Annotated in this window: 11 protein-coding genes, 5 tRNA genes and 3 rRNA genes; 17 read left to right on the top strand and 2 right to left on the bottom strand. The window is 51.5% G+C overall.

What is annotated here, in order from left to right:
* The first annotated feature begins 22 nt into the window (after nt 1-22).
* The 10 genes from pepQ (at nt 23) to birA (ending at nt 11,596) form a co-directional block, all read left to right on the top strand.
* Nucleotides 23-1,354 (top strand): Xaa-Pro dipeptidase, encoded by a 1,332-nt coding sequence (pepQ, locus tag AAF463_RS01075; protein WP_350261397.1) that lies wholly within the window; start codon nt 23-25, stop codon nt 1,352-1,354.
* The gene (locus tag AAF463_RS01080; protein ID WP_137384924.1) at nt 1,354-1,971 is read left to right on the top strand and encodes an IMPACT family protein; all 618 of its coding nucleotides are present in this window, start codon (nt 1,354-1,356) and stop codon (nt 1,969-1,971) included. The genes pepQ and AAF463_RS01080 overlap by 1 nt, the downstream gene beginning before the upstream one ends.
* 27 nt (nt 1,972-1,998) lie before the next feature.
* The gene (gene trkH, locus AAF463_RS01085; RefSeq protein ID WP_101763723.1) at nt 1,999-3,450 is read left to right on the top strand and encodes a Trk system potassium transporter TrkH; all 1,452 of its coding nucleotides are present in this window, start codon (nt 1,999-2,001) and stop codon (nt 3,448-3,450) included.
* 17 nt (nt 3,451-3,467) lie between these two features.
* Nucleotides 3,468-4,004: a menaquinone-dependent protoporphyrinogen IX dehydrogenase gene (gene hemG / locus AAF463_RS01090; RefSeq protein WP_192414454.1), complete on the top strand. Its 537-nt coding sequence runs from the start codon at nt 3,468-3,470 to the stop codon at nt 4,002-4,004.
* 408 nt (nt 4,005-4,412) lie between these two features.
* A 16S ribosomal RNA gene (locus AAF463_RS01095) occupies nt 4,413-5,952 on the top strand.
* A gap of 88 nt (nt 5,953-6,040) precedes the next feature.
* Nucleotides 6,041-6,115 (top strand) — tRNA-Glu (locus AAF463_RS01100).
* A 215-nt stretch (nt 6,116-6,330) separates the two neighbouring features.
* Nucleotides 6,331-9,235 (top strand): 23S ribosomal RNA (locus AAF463_RS01105).
* Between the two features lie 100 nt (nt 9,236-9,335).
* Nucleotides 9,336-9,451 (top strand): 5S ribosomal RNA (rrf, locus tag AAF463_RS01110).
* Together the 16S, 23S and 5S rRNA genes with 1 tRNA gene alongside form the textbook arrangement of a ribosomal RNA operon.
* Nucleotides 9,452-9,599: 148 nt before the next feature.
* On the top strand, nt 9,600-10,637 hold the full coding sequence (gene murB, locus AAF463_RS01115) for a UDP-N-acetylmuramate dehydrogenase (RefSeq protein ID WP_350261398.1): 1,038 nt from the start codon (nt 9,600-9,602) through the stop codon (nt 10,635-10,637).
* Nucleotides 10,634-11,596 (top strand): bifunctional biotin--[acetyl-CoA-carboxylase] ligase/biotin operon repressor BirA, encoded by a 963-nt coding sequence (birA, locus tag AAF463_RS01120; RefSeq protein ID WP_101762582.1) that lies wholly within the window; start codon nt 10,634-10,636, stop codon nt 11,594-11,596. Before murB ends, birA begins: the two co-directional genes overlap by 4 nt.
* Nucleotides 11,597-11,656: 60 nt before the next feature.
* On the opposite strand, the gene coaA is transcribed toward birA, so the two are convergent.
* A complete protein-coding gene (coaA, locus tag AAF463_RS01125) occupies nt 11,657-12,607 on the bottom strand; it encodes a type I pantothenate kinase (protein ID WP_350261399.1) in 951 nt (316 codons plus the stop codon).
* A gap of 202 nt (nt 12,608-12,809) precedes the next feature.
* Nucleotides 12,810-13,367 (bottom strand): GNAT family N-acetyltransferase, encoded by a 558-nt coding sequence (locus tag AAF463_RS01130; RefSeq protein WP_110868434.1) that lies wholly within the window; start codon nt 13,365-13,367, stop codon nt 12,810-12,812.
* Between the two features lie 328 nt (nt 13,368-13,695).
* Here AAF463_RS01130 and AAF463_RS01135 point away from each other — a divergent pair.
* The 7 genes from AAF463_RS01135 to nusG all read left to right on the top strand — a co-directional run bounded on the left by AAF463_RS01135 (nt 13,696) and on the right by nusG (nt 16,661).
* A tRNA-Thr gene (locus AAF463_RS01135) sits at nt 13,696-13,771 on the top strand.
* Between the two features lie 7 nt (nt 13,772-13,778).
* Nucleotides 13,779-13,863, top strand: a tRNA-Tyr gene (locus tag AAF463_RS01140).
* A gap of 192 nt (nt 13,864-14,055) precedes the next feature.
* Nucleotides 14,056-14,130: transfer RNA gene (locus tag AAF463_RS01145), tRNA-Gly, on the top strand.
* 5 nt (nt 14,131-14,135) lie between these two features.
* Nucleotides 14,136-14,211, top strand: a tRNA-Thr gene (locus tag AAF463_RS01150).
* 107 nt (nt 14,212-14,318) lie between these two features.
* Nucleotides 14,319-15,503: an elongation factor Tu gene (gene tuf / locus AAF463_RS01155; RefSeq protein ID WP_110867595.1), complete on the top strand. Its 1,185-nt coding sequence runs from the start codon at nt 14,319-14,321 to the stop codon at nt 15,501-15,503.
* A gap of 227 nt (nt 15,504-15,730) precedes the next feature.
* Nucleotides 15,731-16,114: a preprotein translocase subunit SecE gene (gene secE, locus AAF463_RS01160; protein WP_064741592.1), complete on the top strand. Its 384-nt coding sequence runs from the start codon at nt 15,731-15,733 to the stop codon at nt 16,112-16,114.
* 1 nt (nt 16,115) lies between these two features.
* Nucleotides 16,116-16,661, top strand: coding sequence for a transcription termination/antitermination protein NusG (gene nusG / locus AAF463_RS01165; protein WP_007886300.1), 546 nt, complete (start codon nt 16,116-16,118; stop codon nt 16,659-16,661).
* Nucleotides 16,662-16,690: the final 29 nt, after the last annotated feature.

A 16,690-nucleotide genomic window follows, 5' to 3' on the forward strand; every position in this document is an offset into this window, starting at 1 on the left:
TCGCGACATCGGAGACTAGTCCATGGATTCACTGAAAACCCTGTATCACGCGCACATCAATACGCTGCAGCAGCGAGCGCAGCAGGTGCTGGCTCGCTTTAAGCTTGATGCCATGCTGATTCATTCCGGCGAGCTGTTGACCGTTTTTCTCGACGATCACGACTATCCGTTTAAGGTGAATCCTCAGTTCAAAGCGTGGGTGCCGGTGACGCAGGTGCCAAACTGCTGGTTATGGATTGATGGCGTGAATAAACCCAAGCTGTGGTTCTATTCGCCGGTTGATTACTGGCACAACGTTGAGCCGCTGCCAAACAGCTTCTGGACTAACGACGTGGAGGTGATTGGCCTGAAGAGTGCCGATGAGATCGCGCAGCTGCTGCCAGCACAGCGCGAGAAAGTGGCCTATATCGGTCCGGTGCCGTCACGCGCTTCCCAGCTCGGTATTAACAGCGAGCAGGTGAACCCAAAAGGCGTGATCGATTTCCTGCATTATCATCGCAGTATCAAAACCGACTACGAACTGGCGTGTATGCGCGAAGCGCAAAAGCTGGCGGTGGCGGGCCATCGCGCTGCCAAAGAGGCGTTCTTCTCTGGCATGAGCGAGTTCGATATCAATATCGCCTATCTGACCGCAACCGGCCATCGCGATACCGATGTGCCTTATGGCAACATCATCGCGCTCAATGAACATGCCGCGGTGCTGCACTACACCAAACTGGATCATCAGCCGCCGGCCAAACGCCACAGCTTCCTGATTGACGCCGGTGCGGAATACCTCGGTTACGCCGCTGACTTGACGCGCAGCTACGCGGCGCAGAGCAAATCGCGCTATGCCGACATGGTTGCGGCGATGAACAAGGAAGAGCTGGCGCTGATCGCCACCTTGAAAGCCGGCGTGCGCTATACCGATTATCATCTGCAGATGCATCAGCGCATTGCGCGTCTGCTGCTGAAGTTCGAGTTGGTGAAAGGCCTGACTGAAGAGACGCTGGTGGCGGAAAATTTAACCGGTCCGTTTATGCCGCACGGCCTTGGACATCCGCTCGGCCTGCAGGTGCACGATGTGGCTGGCTTCATGCAGGATGACAACGGTACGCATCTGGCGGCACCGTCGCAGTATCCGTATTTGCGTTGTACGCGCGTGCTGGAACCTGGCATGGTGCTGACTATCGAACCGGGCTTCTATATTATCGATTCGCTGCTGACGAAGCTGCGCGGCGGCAAGTTCAGCCAATACTTTGACTGGGCGGCAATTGATGCACTGAAACCTTACGGCGGTATTCGTATCGAGGATAACGTGGTGGTTCACGCTAATCGCATTGAAAACATGACGCGCGACTTGCACCTTGCCTGATGGATGCTTACGACATTCCCGCTCAGGCCGTAAGTCTCAGCGAGGAAACCATCAAGAAAAGCCGCTTCATCACCTTGCTGGCGCACACGGCCGGCGTGGAAGCGGCGCGCGCGTTTGTGCAGCAGGTGAAGCAGGAACATCCTACCGCGCGGCATCACTGCTGGGCGTGGGTGGCGGGTGCGCCGGATGATTCGCAGCAGCTGGGTTTCTCCGATGATGGCGAACCTTCTGGCACCGCGGGCAAACCGATGCTGGCCCAGCTGATGGGTAGCGGTGTCGGTGAGATCACCGCGGTGGTGGTGCGTTATTATGGCGGCATCATGCTGGGCACCGGCGGACTGGTAAAAGCTTATGGCGGCGGCGTGCAGCAAGGGCTGAAGCAACTGGCGCGTCAGCGTAAAGTGCCGATGGAATCTTTTACTCTGCAGTGCGATTACGCCCAACTCAGCGACATCGAACGCTTGCTGCAACGTTTTGACGGCATTATAGAAGAGAGCCATTATCAGGATCGTATTGCGCTGCGTTTAGCGTTGCCGCATGCGCAGATTGATGGCTTTCGCCAAAACCTCTCTGATTACAGCCGGGGCGCGCTGACGCTCATCCCGCTGACAAACTAAAAGCTTCTGTTTAAAGGAAACGGCTGAATGCATTTTCGCGCCATTACCCGCATCGTGGGCCTGCTGGTGATTCTGTTCTCGGTGACCATGATTTTACCGGGCCTCGTCGCCTTGATTTACCGTGATGGTGCCGGGCGCGCGTTCAGTCAGACCTTTATGATGGCGATCGTTATCGGTTCACTGCTGTGGTGGCCAAACCGCAAGCAGAAAACCGAACTCAAGCCGCGCGAAGGCTTCCTTATCGTGGTGCTGTTCTGGACCGTGTTGGGCAGCGTCGGTGCGATGCCGTTTATCTTCGCCGAGCAGCCGCATCTCTCAATCACTGATGCCTTCTTTGAGTCCTTCTCTGGCCTCACTACCACCGGCGCCACCACGCTGGTGGGACTGGATACGTTGCCTAAAGCGATTTTGTTCTATCGTCAGATGCTGCAGTGGCTCGGCGGGATGGGGATCATTGTGCTGGCGGTGGCGATTCTGCCCATTCTGGGCGTGGGTGGCATGCAGCTCTATCGAGCCGAAATGCCGGGACCGTTGAAAGATAACAAGATGCGCCCGCGTATCGCAGAAACAGCTAAAACGCTGTGGCTGATCTACGTATTGCTCACCGTGGCGTGCGCGGTGGCGCTGTGGCTGGCGGGCATGCCGATGTTTGATGCTATCGGCCATAGCTTCTCGACGATCGCGATTGGCGGGTTCTCAACCCATGATGCCAGCATCGGCTACTTTAATAGCCCAACTATCAATACCATTGTCGCGGTATTTCTGCTGATCTCGGGCTGTAACTATGGCCTGCACTTCTCTTTATTAAGTGGTCGCAACCTGAAAGTGTACTGGCGCGATCCCGAATTCCGCATGTTTATTGGCGTACAACTGACCTTAGTGCTGATCTGTACCATAGTGTTGTGGTTCCACAATGTGTACGCCAGCGGCTGGCAAACGCTGAATCAGGCGTTTTTCCAGGTGGTATCAATGGCGACCACGGCCGGTTTTACCACCGACAGCATTGCGCGCTGGCCGCTGTTCCTGCCGGTGCTGCTACTGTGCTCGGCTTTTATCGGCGGCATGGCGGGTTCAACCGGCGGCGGTTTGAAGGTGATTCGCATTCTTCTGCTGTTCAAACAGGGTTCGCGTGAACTGAAGCGATTGGTGCACCCGAATGCGGTTTACACCATCAAGTTGGGTAATCGCGCGCTGCCGGAACGTATCCTCGAAGCGGTGTGGGGTTTCTTCTCAGCTTATGCGCTGGTGTTCCTGCTCAGCATGTTGGCGATCATCGCCACCGGCGTGGATGACTTCTCGGCTTTTGCTGCCGTGGCCGCGACCCTGAATAACCTCGGGCCCGGTTTGGGTGTGGTAGCAGACAACTTCACTTCAATGAATGATGTCGCGAAGTGGATTTTGATTTTAACCATGCTGTTTGGACGCCTTGAAGTGTTCACGCTGCTGGTGCTGTTCACGCCGACCTTCTGGCGCGAATAATAAAATAGGATTGAGTAATGAAAGCGTTGATTCTGTATTCCAGCCGCGATGGGCAAACCCGTGACATTGCCGCGCGCATTGCACAGACGTTAGTGCCGCATCAACTGTGTGACGTGATCGATTTACTGCAGGCGCAGCAGATTGATTGGTTGCAGTATGATCGCGTGCTGATTGGTGCTTCGATCCGCTATGGCCATTTCAATCCGGCGTTGCTGAAATTTGTCACCCAGCACAAAGCAAAACTGCAGCAGCGGGTGAGCGGCTTCTTTAGTGTCAACCTGACGGCGCGTAAAGCAGATAAGTGTACGCCTGAGACCAATGCGTATACGCGCAAGTTCCTGGAGCAGTCACCGTGGCAACCCGATTGCTGTGCGGTTTTCGCCGGGGCGTTGCGTTATCCGCGTTATCGCTGGTTTGATCGCGTCATGATTCAATTCATTATGCGTATGACCGGCGGGGAAACCGATACATCGAAAGAAGTGGAGTACACCGATTGGAATAAAGTGGCGCTTTTTGCCCAGGGTTTTGCGCAGTTACCAGGCAAATCGTTGTGAAATACAGCGTTGTGGCGAAATTTAGGTCGAACAGTAATTTATTTGCAATTAACCCTTGTCAGCTCCGAATAACTCCCTATAATGCGCCACCACTGAGACGGCAAAGCGGCAACGCAGACGGCTCGGCAGGGAGTGAAAAAATTCATCCCGCCGGATGAAAATGCTGAAAAAAGTGTTTGACTCCGAAGGAGAGTAGCGTAGTATACGCCACCTCGCGACAGGCGGTTCAGCCGCTGTTCGCAACGCTCTTTAACAATTTATCAGACAATCTGTGTGGGCACTCGCAGGATTGATATCCGCGTCTCCGGACGCAAAAAATATCAAAGCCTCACGAGTGAACACATAATGAAATTCATTATGACGTTTTACAGATGAGCACCGCTGAACTCGTTTCAGCAAATCAAACTTAAATTGAAGAGTTTGATCATGGCTCAGATTGAACGCTGGCGGCAGGCCTAACACATGCAAGTCGAACGGTAGCACAGAGAGCTTGCTCTCGGGTGACGAGTGGCGGACGGGTGAGTAACGTCTGGGAAACTGCCCGATGGAGGGGGATAACTACTGGAAACGGTAGCTAATACCGCATAACGTCGCAAGACCAAAGTGGGGGACCTTCGGGCCTCACACCATCGGATGTGCCCAGATGGGATTAGCTAGTAGGTGGGGTAATGGCTCACCTAGGCGACGATCCCTAGCTGGTCTGAGAGGATGACCAGCCACACTGGAACTGAGACACGGTCCAGACTCCTACGGGAGGCAGCAGTGGGGAATATTGCACAATGGGCGCAAGCCTGATGCAGCCATGCCGCGTGTATGAAGAAGGCCTTCGGGTTGTAAAGTACTTTCAGCGGGGAGGAAGGCGGTGAAGTTAATAGCTTCACCGATTGACGTTACCCGCAGAAGAAGCACCGGCTAACTCCGTGCCAGCAGCCGCGGTAATACGGAGGGTGCAAGCGTTAATCGGAATTACTGGGCGTAAAGCGCACGCAGGCGGTCTGTCAAGTCGGATGTGAAATCCCCGGGCTTAACCTGGGAACTGCATTCGAAACTGGCAGGCTGGAGTCTTGTAGAGGGGGGTAGAATTCCAGGTGTAGCGGTGAAATGCGTAGAGATCTGGAGGAATACCGGTGGCGAAGGCGGCCCCCTGGACAAAGACTGACGCTCAGGTGCGAAAGCGTGGGGAGCAAACAGGATTAGATACCCTGGTAGTCCACGCCGTAAACGATGTCGACTTGGAGGTTGTTCCCTTGAGGAGTGGCTTCCGGAGCTAACGCGTTAAGTCGACCGCCTGGGGAGTACGGCCGCAAGGTTAAAACTCAAATGAATTGACGGGGGCCCGCACAAGCGGTGGAGCATGTGGTTTAATTCGATGCAACGCGAAGAACCTTACCTACTCTTGACATCCAGAGAACTTAGCAGAGATGCTTTGGTGCCTTCGGGAACTCTGAGACAGGTGCTGCATGGCTGTCGTCAGCTCGTGTTGTGAAATGTTGGGTTAAGTCCCGCAACGAGCGCAACCCTTATCCTTTGTTGCCAGCGGTTCGGCCGGGAACTCAAAGGAGACTGCCAGTGATAAACTGGAGGAAGGTGGGGATGACGTCAAGTCATCATGGCCCTTACGAGTAGGGCTACACACGTGCTACAATGGCGCATACAAAGAGAAGCGACCTCGCGAGAGCAAGCGGACCTCATAAAGTGCGTCGTAGTCCGGATCGGAGTCTGCAACTCGACTCCGTGAAGTCGGAATCGCTAGTAATCGTAGATCAGAATGCTACGGTGAATACGTTCCCGGGCCTTGTACACACCGCCCGTCACACCATGGGAGTGGGTTGCAAAAGAAGTAGGTAGCTTAACCTTCGGGAGGGCGCTTACCACTTTGTGATTCATGACTGGGGTGAAGTCGTAACAAGGTAACCGTAGGGGAACCTGCGGTTGGATCACCTCCTTACCTGAAGATACCTTCCCGCGAAGTGCTCACACAGATTGTCTGATAGAAAGTAATGAGCAAGACGGCTGCGAAGTCGTGACACTATCGTGTCCCCTTCGTCTAGCGGTTAGGACTCCGCCCTTTCACGGCGGCAACAGGGGTTCGAATCCCCTAGGGGACGCCACTTGCTTGGTGACAGGTGAAAGGTGTCTCCACGACGTATCTCAAACGAAGCTTACGAGCTGCGTCTGAGATACTGCTCTTTAACAATCCGGAACAAGCTGAAAATTGAAACGACGCGTTGGTTCATTTCTCCGTAATAAGAAATGAATAACAGCGCGTTCGAGTCTCTCAAATGCTTGCAGTCTGCGCGCGTTGCAAAACGCCTGTGGGTTGTGAGGTTAAGCGACTAAGCGTACACGGTGGATGCCCTGGCAGTCAGAGGCGATGAAGGACGTGCTAATCTGCGTAAAGCGTCGGTAAGGTGATATGAACCGCTACAGCCGACGATGTCCGAATGGGGAAACCCGGTGCACCCAGTGCATCATCGCAACATGAATACATAGTGTTGCGAGGCGAACCCGGGGAACTGAAACATCTAAGTACCCGGAGGAAAAGAAATCAACCGAGATTCCCCCAGTAGCGGCGAGCGAACGGGGAACAGCCCAGAACCTGAATCAGTTTGTGCGTTAGTGGAAGCGTCTGGAAAGTCGCACGATACCGGGTGATAGTCCCGTACACGAAAGTGCACAGATTGTGAGTTCGAAGAGTAGGGCGGGACACGTGGTATCCTGTCTGAATATGGGGGGACCATCCTCCAAGGCTAAATACTCCTGACTGACCGATAGTGAACCAGTACCGTGAGGGAAAGGCGAAAAGAACCCCGGCGAGGGGAGTGAAACAGAACCTGAAACCGTGTACGTACAAGCAGTGGGAGCCTCTTTAATGGGGTGACTGCGTACCTTTTGTATAATGGGTCAGCGACTTATATTCTGTAGCAAGGTTAACCGTATAGGGGAGCCGCAGGGAAACCGAGTCTTAACTGGGCGTTAAGTTGCAGGGTATAGACCCGAAACCCGGTGATCTAGCCATGGGCAGGTTGAAGGTTGGGTAACACTAACTGGAGGACCGAACCGACTAATGTTGAAAAATTAGCGGATGACTTGTGGCTGGGGGTGAAAGGCCAATCAAACCGGGAGATAGCTGGTTCTCCCCGAAAGCTATTTAGGTAGCGCCTCGTGAACTCATCTCCGGGGGTAGAGCACTGTTTCGGCTAGGGGGCCATCCCGGCTTACCAACCCGATGCAAACTGCGAATACCGGAGAATGTTATCACGGGAGACACACGGCGGGTGCTAACGTCCGTCGTGAAGAGGGAAACAACCCAGACCGCCAGCTAAGGTCCCAAAGTCATGGTTAAGTGGGAAACGATGTGGGAAGGCACAGACAGCCAGGATGTTGGCTTAGAAGCAGCCATCATTTAAAGAAAGCGTAATAGCTCACTGGTCGAGTCGGCCTGCGCGGAAGATGTAACGGGGCTAAACCATGCACCGAAGCTGCGGCAGCGACACTATGTGTTGTTGGGTAGGGGAGCGTTCTGTAAGCCGTTGAAGGTGTGCTGTGAGGCATGCTGGAGGTATCAGAAGTGCGAATGCTGACATAAGTAACGATAAAGCGGGTGAAAAGCCCGCTCGCCGGAAGACCAAGGGTTCCTGTTCAACGTTAATCGGAGCAGGGTGAGTCGACCCCTAAGGCGAGGCTGAAAAGCGTAGTCGATGGGAAGCAGGTTAATATTCCTGCACTTGGTGTTACTGCGAAGGGGGGACGGAGAAGGCTAGGTTATCCGGGCGACGGTTGTCCCGGTTTAAGCGTGTAGGCTGATACCTTTGGTAAATCCGGGGTATCTTAAGGCTGAGGCGTGACGACGAGCCACCACGGTGGTGAAGTAACTGATGCCCTGCTTCCAGGAAAAGCCTCTAAGCTCCAGGTAACACGAAATCGTACCCCAAACCGACACAGGTGGTCAGGTAGAGAATACCAAGGCGCTTGAGAGAACTCGGGTGAAGGAACTAGGCAAAATGGTGCCGTAACTTCGGGAGAAGGCACGCTGTCGGTAGGTGAAGTCCCTCGCGGATGGAGCTGAAGGCAGTCGAAGATACCAGCTGGCTGCAACTGTTTATTAAAAACACAGCACTGTGCAAACACGAAAGTGGACGTATACGGTGTGACGCCTGCCCGGTGCCGGAAGGTTAATTGATGGGGTTATCCGCAAGGAGAAGCTCTTGATCGAAGCCCCGGTAAACGGCGGCCGTAACTATAACGGTCCTAAGGTAGCGAAATTCCTTGTCGGGTAAGTTCCGACCTGCACGAATGGCGTAATGATGGCCAGGCTGTCTCCACCCGAGACTCAGTGAAATTGAAATCGCTGTGAAGATGCAGTGTACCCGCGGCAAGACGGAAAGACCCCGTGAACCTTTACTATAGCTTGACACTGAACATTGAGCCTTGATGTGTAGGATAGGTGGGAGGCTTTGAAGCGTGGACGCCAGTCTGCGTGGAGCCAACCTTGAAATACCACCCTTTAATGTTTGATGTTCTAACGTAGGCCCGTAATCCGGGCTGCGGACAGTGTCTGGTGGGTAGTTTGACTGGGGCGGTCTCCTCCCAAAGAGTAACGGAGGAGCACGAAGGTTGGCTAATCCTGGTCGGACATCAGGAGGTTAGTGCAATGGCATAAGCCAGCTTGACTGCGAGAGTGACGGCTCGAGCAGGTGCGAAAGCAGGTCATAGTGATCCGGTGGTTCTGAATGGAAGGGCCATCGCTCAACGGATAAAAGGTACTCCGGGGATAACAGGCTGATACCGCCCAAGAGTTCATATCGACGGCGGTGTTTGGCACCTCGATGTCGGCTCATCACATCCTGGGGCTGAAGTAGGTCCCAAGGGTACGGCTGTTCGCCGTTTAAAGTGGTACGCGAGCTGGGTTTAGAACGTCGTGAGACAGTTCGGTCCCTATCTGCCGTGGGCGCTGGAGAATTGAGGGGGGTTGCTCCTAGTACGAGAGGACCGGAGTGAACGCACCACTGGTGTTCGGGTTGTCATGCCAATGGCACTGCCCGGTAGCTAAGTGCGGAAAAGATAAGTGCTGAAAGCATCTAAGCACGAAACTTGCCCCGAGATGAGTTCTCCCTGACCCCTTGAGGGTCCTGAAGGGACGTTGAAGACTACGACGTTGATAGGCCGGGTGTGTAAGCGCAGCGATGCGTTGAGCTAACCGGTACTAATGACCCGTGAGGCTTAACCTTACAACGCCAGAGGCGTTTTGGTCTGAGAGACCGGATTTTCAGCTTGTTTACGGACTGGTCTGCGGCGCCTGAGAGGGGGCAGCGGACGAAACAGAATTTGCCTGGCGGCTTTAGCGCGGTGGTCCCACCTGACCCCATGCCGAACTCAGAAGTGAAACGCCGTAGCGCCGATGGTAGTGTGGGGCCTCCCCATGCGAGAGTAGGGAACTGCCAGGCATCAAATAAGTGAAGAAGCCCCGGACGAGAGTCCGGGGCTTTTTTACGTCTGTACATGAGCAATTTCCCATCAGAAATAAGAAAACATCAAACTCGCAACCTACCGATCAGGTAAACTACGGTCAGATTAATCAGTAAAGGCCGTGAAATGTCCAGCCCCAATACATCCCTGAAAGCTTTCAACACTCTTGGTCTTACGATCAATGCACAAACACTGACCATCGCTGAAACTCCTGACGCTATTACTTTGGCCTGGAAAAACAGTCAGCAATCAAATCTGCCTTTTATTGTATTAGGCGAAGGGAGCAACGTACTCTTTCTTGAAGATTTTAGCGGCTCGGTGGTGGTTAATGCGATTAAAGGCATCACTATCGAAGAACATGACGAAGCCTGGCACTTGCATGTTGGTGCCGGCGAAAATTGGCATGCTTTAGTTGAAAACACGCTAAAGAAGGGTATTACAGGACTGGAAAACCTGGCGCTAATTCCTGGTATGGCCGGCTCAGCACCGATTCAAAATATCGGTGCGTATGGTGTCGAATTTAAAGATATCTGTCACTACGTTGAAGCTATACATCTCCCAACGCAACATATAATTCGTTTGTATCGAGAAGAGTGCCAGTTTAGCTATCGCGATAGTATTTTCAAACATGCAATGAAGGATGACTATGTCATTGTTGCAGTAGGATTACGTCTGGCAAAACAGTGGAAACCTGTTCTAACTTATGGCGAGCTGACTAAGTTAAACCCAGCAACAGTGTGTGCCTGGGATGTATTCAATGCTATTTGCCATATGCGCCAAAGCAAACTGCCCGACCCAAAAATCACAGGTAATGTCGGTAGTTTCTTCAAAAATCCGCTGATCACAGCTGAGCATGCAGATGCGCTAATTAAGCAGTGGCCATCCATTCCTCATTATCCACAGGCCAGTGGCGAAGTGAAATTAGCAGCTGGCTGGTTGATCGACCAATGTGGTCTTAAAGGCTTCCGTGTAGGTGGCGCCGCAGTTCACCGTCAGCAGGCTTTGGTACTGATAAATGAAGATTATGCCACTCCACAGGATATTGTCGATTTAGCGCATCAGGTTAGAAATAGAGTCGGACAAAAGTTTGATGTTTGGCTGGAGCCAGAAGTGCGCTTTATCGGTGCTCGAGGCGAGCGTAATGCCGTTGAGGTAATTTCATGAAAGATAATAGCGTGCCGTTAAAGTTAGTGGCATTGGTGGCCGATGGTGAATTTCACTCTGGTGAGCAGCTGGGCGAAGCGCTTGGTATGAGCCGTGCTGCCATTAATAAACATATACAGACTCTCAAAAGTTGGGGTCTGGATGTATATACGGTAACGGGTAAAGGCTACAGCTTACCAGAGCCAATTCAGTTACTGGATGAAGAAATCATTCTGTCTCTCCTGCATCAACCTAATCTGGCGGTTATTCCTGTTATCGATTCTACCAACCAGTATTTGCTGGATCGGATGGATCAATTGCCGTCTGGCTACGCATGCATTGCCGAGTATCAGCAAGCAGGGCGCGGACGTCGCGGGCGTAAATGGTTTTCACCGTTTGGCTCCAACCTGTATATGTCCATGTATTGGCGTCTTGATCAGGGGCCTGCTGCGGCGATGGGCCTGAGTCTGGTGATTGGTATCATCATGGCAGAAGTGATTCAGTCATTAGGTGCTCCGGATGTCCGGGTTAAATGGCCGAATGATCTCTATCTTAACGATCGTAAGCTTGCTGGTATTTTAGTTGAGTTAACTGGAAAAACCGGCGATGCAGCTCAGATTGTTATAGGTGCTGGTGTCAATTTGCTGATGCGTTCAGAAGGCACGGCAGAAATTAATCAGGGTTGGATTAATCTTCAGGAAGCTGGTGTTGATATCGATCGCAACGAGTTAGCTGCGAAGTTGATCAATAGCCTGCGTGAAGCGTTACCTATTTTTGAGCGCGATGGTTTGGCGCCATTTGTCTCCCGCTGGGAAACCCTTGATAACTTCATTAATCGCCCAGTGAAGCTTCTTATTGGGGATCGTGAGGTACATGGCATTGCGCGAGGTATTGATAAGCAGGGTGGCTTATTACTGGAGCAGAATGGAGTCATTAAATCCTGGGTTGGGGGTGAGATTTCTCTTCGTCCAGACAATTAATGCATCTGAGCTAACAAATTAAAATGCCCACGATCTTTTATGGGCATTTTATAAAAAAGACTATTTCCTCAAACGTACACTTTGCACCGCATGATCAGCCGACTTCGTCATAATAAGACTTGCTCGTTCACGTGTAGGCAGGATATTTTCCTTTAAATTAAGCCAGTTAATCTCTTTCCATAGCCCATGCGCAATATTGAGTGCATCCTCTTCAGGTAATTGCGAATAGTGATGGAAATAAGAGTCCGGATCGCTAAACGCTCCCTCACGAAATTTCAAAAAGCGATTTACATACCAGCTCTCGAGTAAGGACTCTGATGCATCGACGTAAATTGAAAAATCCACGAAATCAGACACAAATACATGATGAGGATCGTGAGGATAGTCCATACCGCTTTGCAGCACATTCAATCCTTCAAGAATAAGAATATCAGGCTGTTGTACGACTTTATCGCCATCCGGAATGACATCATAAATCAGATGTGAATAAACCGGCGCTGTCACCTGGCTAGCACCCGATTTTAAATCAGATACGAAGTTAACCAGGCGATGCATATCGTAAGATTGCGGGAACCCTTTTTTCTTCATCAAACCGCGTTCTTTAAGCACGGCATTAGGATGCAAAAAACCATCAGTAGTGATCAATTCTACTTTGCGGTGTTCTGGCCAGCGGCTAAGAAGCGCCTGAAGCACACGAGCAGTTGTGCTTTTTCCTACCGCAACGCTGCCGGCAATACTGATGATATAAGGGATTTTCTGCCCATTAGTGCCAAGGAATTGCTCAAGCACCGCCTGACGACGCAGATTAGAACTGATGTAAAAATTAAGCAGACGCGATAGCGGCAGATAAATCTCGGCCACTTCTTCTAATGAAAGATCTTCATTGATACCACGCAGTCGCTCAATTTCTCCTTCAGCCAACGTCATTGGTACTGAATCGCGTAGTGCTGCCCATTGCTGGCGATTGAACTGCAAATAAGGCGTAGTAAGAGGTGTCGTTTTTTTACTCATAAGCATGCATCTGAGTGCAAATTCTGATTCATCAACACCTTGCTGCATTAGGCATACGAAGATGTATCAAACTCAATTGCACGTCACAGGGGTAATTAACGAGAACAATGGGCAGGAGGGTAACACCAGTGTGACTTTAAAAAGAAGTAAAATGATAAACAGGAGCACGCTTTCGCAAGCGTGCCCGCATTTTTCTTGTCGGTCAGTAGCTTGTCGCTACATTTTCTGCTGGGCTGGTACGCAGACGTTTATAGTAAATCGCGCCGGGATGAGGATGCCCATCCGCGCATAATGCATAGTCGGGCAATTCCCCTAAATAGCGGTAGCCATGTGCCCGATAAAAAATTTCTTCTGCAGAACCTGCAATGACATCCAAATAAAGCAGACCACGCTGATAGCTTTCTGCCTTGTGCTCAAGCGTCTGCATTAATCTGCGTCCAATCCCTTCTCGCTGAGCATTTGAATGCACAAGCAGCTGTAAAACTTCCGCGCGATTTTGTCCATCTGGACGCTGACAAATATTGAGCTGCACGCTTCCCACCACAACCGAGTCGATGACGGCAATCCATAGCAGCAACTCATGGCGTGCCATTTTGTTGCGTAAGCTATGAAAATAGCGCTCCGCATTCTGATACTGTTGCATCTTTTGCGAATGTTGAAATGCCGAAGTCATATTGTTTTTTACCGCTTCAACCATCAGGGCAGCCAAAGCCTGACGATAAAGGGGTAATGTTTCTGCAGTGAGCTGAACAATATTCATGCGACATCCTCCATTTAATGACCCGATTAAATAGATAAGCAAAATGCAGGCCAGCAGAAAAAACGAGTGTAGCGGGTAGTTTCACAAAAAATTTTCTACAATTTGCACAGCAGAAAGGCAGTGTGCTTCAAATATGTGCATTGAAAATGATGGCGGTTCATAGCAATCAATCGATGTGGTGGTGTAAAAATGCACAGGTTTAGGGTGGTTTTACTGCAGCTGATGGCTGATTTGAGATGATTTGCACAAATAGTAAGCGATAGAACAATTTTGACGATTTTTTTGTTGCATCCTTCTTCGGGTATTCCTAGAATGCGCTCCACTTGATGCCGGCTTAGCTCAGTTGGTAGAGCAACTGACTTGTAATCAGTAGGTCACCAGTTCGATTCCGGTAGCCGGCACCATCAAGTAGGTGGGATTCCCGAGCGGCCAAAGGGAGCAGACTGTAAATCTGCCGTCACAGACTTCGAAGGTTCGAATCCTTCTCCCACCACCATCTCAACCTCCTGGTTGGGCGTCAGATAAAGTCTTTATCTGATGGGTGAGTTCTTCATCTCTCACCTTCGAATTTCAGATTGCGCATTAGCGCAATCAAAGTTGGTCAGCAACTCTGACCGGCTCGAATAATAGAAGGTCTTCTTTTATTATTCATAAGCTACAGAAAGAACAGGTAGCCGAGTTCCAGGATGCGGGCATCGTATAATGGCTATTACCTCAGCCTTCCAAGCTGATGATGCGGGTTCGATTCCCGCTGCCCGCTCCAGATGTGCTGATATGGCTCAGTTGGTAGAGCGCACCCTTGGTAAGGGTGAGGTCCCCAGTTCGACTCTGGGTATCAGCACCACTTCCTTTATCTCTCTCCTGATTCTCTCTCTGTAAACCAAACAGTCAGGCAATGCCTGGTTGATATGACGATATCTTCGATATATCCGTGTCTTAGAGGGACTAGCGATGGCTAAAGAGCAATTTCAGCGTAACAAACTGCACGTAAACGTGGGTACCATCGGTCACGTCGACCACGGTAAAACCACCCTGACTGCAGCAATTACTACCGTACTGGCTAAAACCTACGGCGGTAAGGCAAGCAAATTCGATGAGATCGATAAAGCGCCAGAAGAGAAAGCACGTGGTATCACCATCAACACTTCTCACGTTGAATACGAAACCCCGTCTCGCCACTATGCGCACGTTGACTGCCCAGGCCACGCCGACTATGTGAAAAACATGATCACCGGTGCTGCGCAGATGGACGGCGCGATCCTGGTTGTTGCTGCGACTGATGGCCCAATGCCACAGACCCGTGAGCACATCCTGCTGGGTCGTCAGGTTGGCGTTCCTTACATCATCGTGTTCCTGAACAAGTGCGACATGGTTGATGATGAAGAGCTGCTGGAACTGGTTGAAATGGAAGTACGTGACCTGCTGTCAGCATATGACTTCCCAGGCGACGACACTCCAATCGTACGTGGTTCTGCTCTGAAAGCGCTGGAAGGCGACGCTGAGTGGGAAGCTAAGATCATTGAGCTGGCTGAGCACCTGGATACCTATATCCCAGAGCCAGTACGTGCAATCGACAAGCCGTTCCTGCTGCCAATCGAAGACGTATTCTCAATCTCTGGCCGTGGTACCGTTGTTACCGGTCGTGTTGAGCGCGGTATCGTTAAAGTGGGCGACGAAGTTGAAGTTGTTGGCCTTAAAGACACTGTGAAATCAACCTGTACTGGCGTTGAAATGTTCCGCAAACTGCTGGACCAGGGTCAGGCAGGCGAGAACTGTGGTGTTCTGCTGCGTGGTATCAAGCGTGAAGACATCGAGCGTGGCCAGGTTCTGGCTAAGCCGGGTTCTATCAAGCCACATACCCAGTTCACTTCAGAAGTTTACGTTCTGTCTAAAGATGAAGGCGGCCGTCATACTCCGTTCTTCAAAGGCTACCGTCCTCAGTTCTACTTCCGTACTACTGACGTGACCGGTGACGTTCAACTGCCAGAAGGCGTTGAAATGGTAATGCCAGGCGACAACGTAAAAATGACCGTAACTTTGATCAAGCCAATCGCTATGGATCAGGGTCTGCGTTTCGCAATCCGTGAAGGCGGCCGTACTGTTGGTGCGGGTGTTGTTGCTGAAATTATCGCTTAACTGCGATAAGATTTGACGCAATGCACAAGGAAAGGGCATCATTTGATGCCCTTTTTGCACGCTGTTGTATAGAACCTGGCTCATCAGTGATTTTGCATCATAATCATTGCTGAGACAGGCTCTGTTTCACGGCGTTGGATACCGAGTTACGCTCAAAAGCTCATTCGGTTTGGATGCCTCGCACTGCGGGGCAGTATAGTTTCTGAATTATTGTGGCAGGTTGGTTTATGAGTGCGAATACCGAAGCTCAAGGAAGCGGGCGCGGCCTTGAAGCGATGAAATGGGTAGTTGTGATCGCATTGCTCCTGGTAGCAATCGTCGGCAACTATATCTATCGCGATGTAACATTGCCTCTGCGCGCGCTGGCTGTGGTTGTGCTGATCGCTGCAGCGGGCGGCATTGCTTTGCTGACAATCAAAGGCAAAGCGACTGTGGCATTTGCCCGTGAAGCTAAAACCGAAATGCGTAAGGTCATTTGGCCGACTCGCCAGGAAACACTGCACACCACGTTAATCGTTGCCGCGGTAACTGCCGTGATGTCACTGATTTTGTGGGGGCTGGATGGTATTCTGGTCCGTCTGGTATCGTTTATCACTGGCCTGAGGTTCTGAGATGTCTGAAGCTCCAAAAAAACGCTGGTACGTCGTTCAGGCGTTCTCCGGTTTTGAAGCCCGCGTAGCGAAATCGCTGCACGAGCATATCAAACTGCACAACATGGAAGAGCTTTTTGGCGAAGTCATGGTGCCGACTGAAGAAGTCGTCGAAATCCGTGGCGGCCAGCGCCGCAAAAGCGAACGTAAATTCTTCCCTGGCTACGTATTGGTTCAGATGGTAATGAATGACGCCAGCTGGCACTTAGTACGCAGTGTACCGCGTGTAATGGGCTTTATCGGTGGTACTTCCGACCGTCCTGCGCCAATCAGTGATAAAGAAGTTGATGCGATTATGAACCGCCTGCAGCAGGTGGGTGATAAGCCGCGTCCAAAAACGCTGTTCGAGCCAGGCGAGATGGTACGCGTCAGCGACGGCCCGTTTGCCGACTTCAACGGAGTGGTCGAAGAAGTGGACTACGAGAAGAGCCGCCTGAAAGTGTCCGTTTCCATCTTTGGCCGTGCAACGCCAGTGGAACTCGACTTCGCTCAGGTGGAGAAAGGTTAACCCTTCTGTTCACTTTTTAGCTCTTGCGG

Source organism: Pantoea sp. BJ2, from assembly GCF_040255075.1.
GTDB lineage: Bacteria > Pseudomonadota > Gammaproteobacteria > Enterobacterales > Enterobacteriaceae > Pantoea > Pantoea leporis.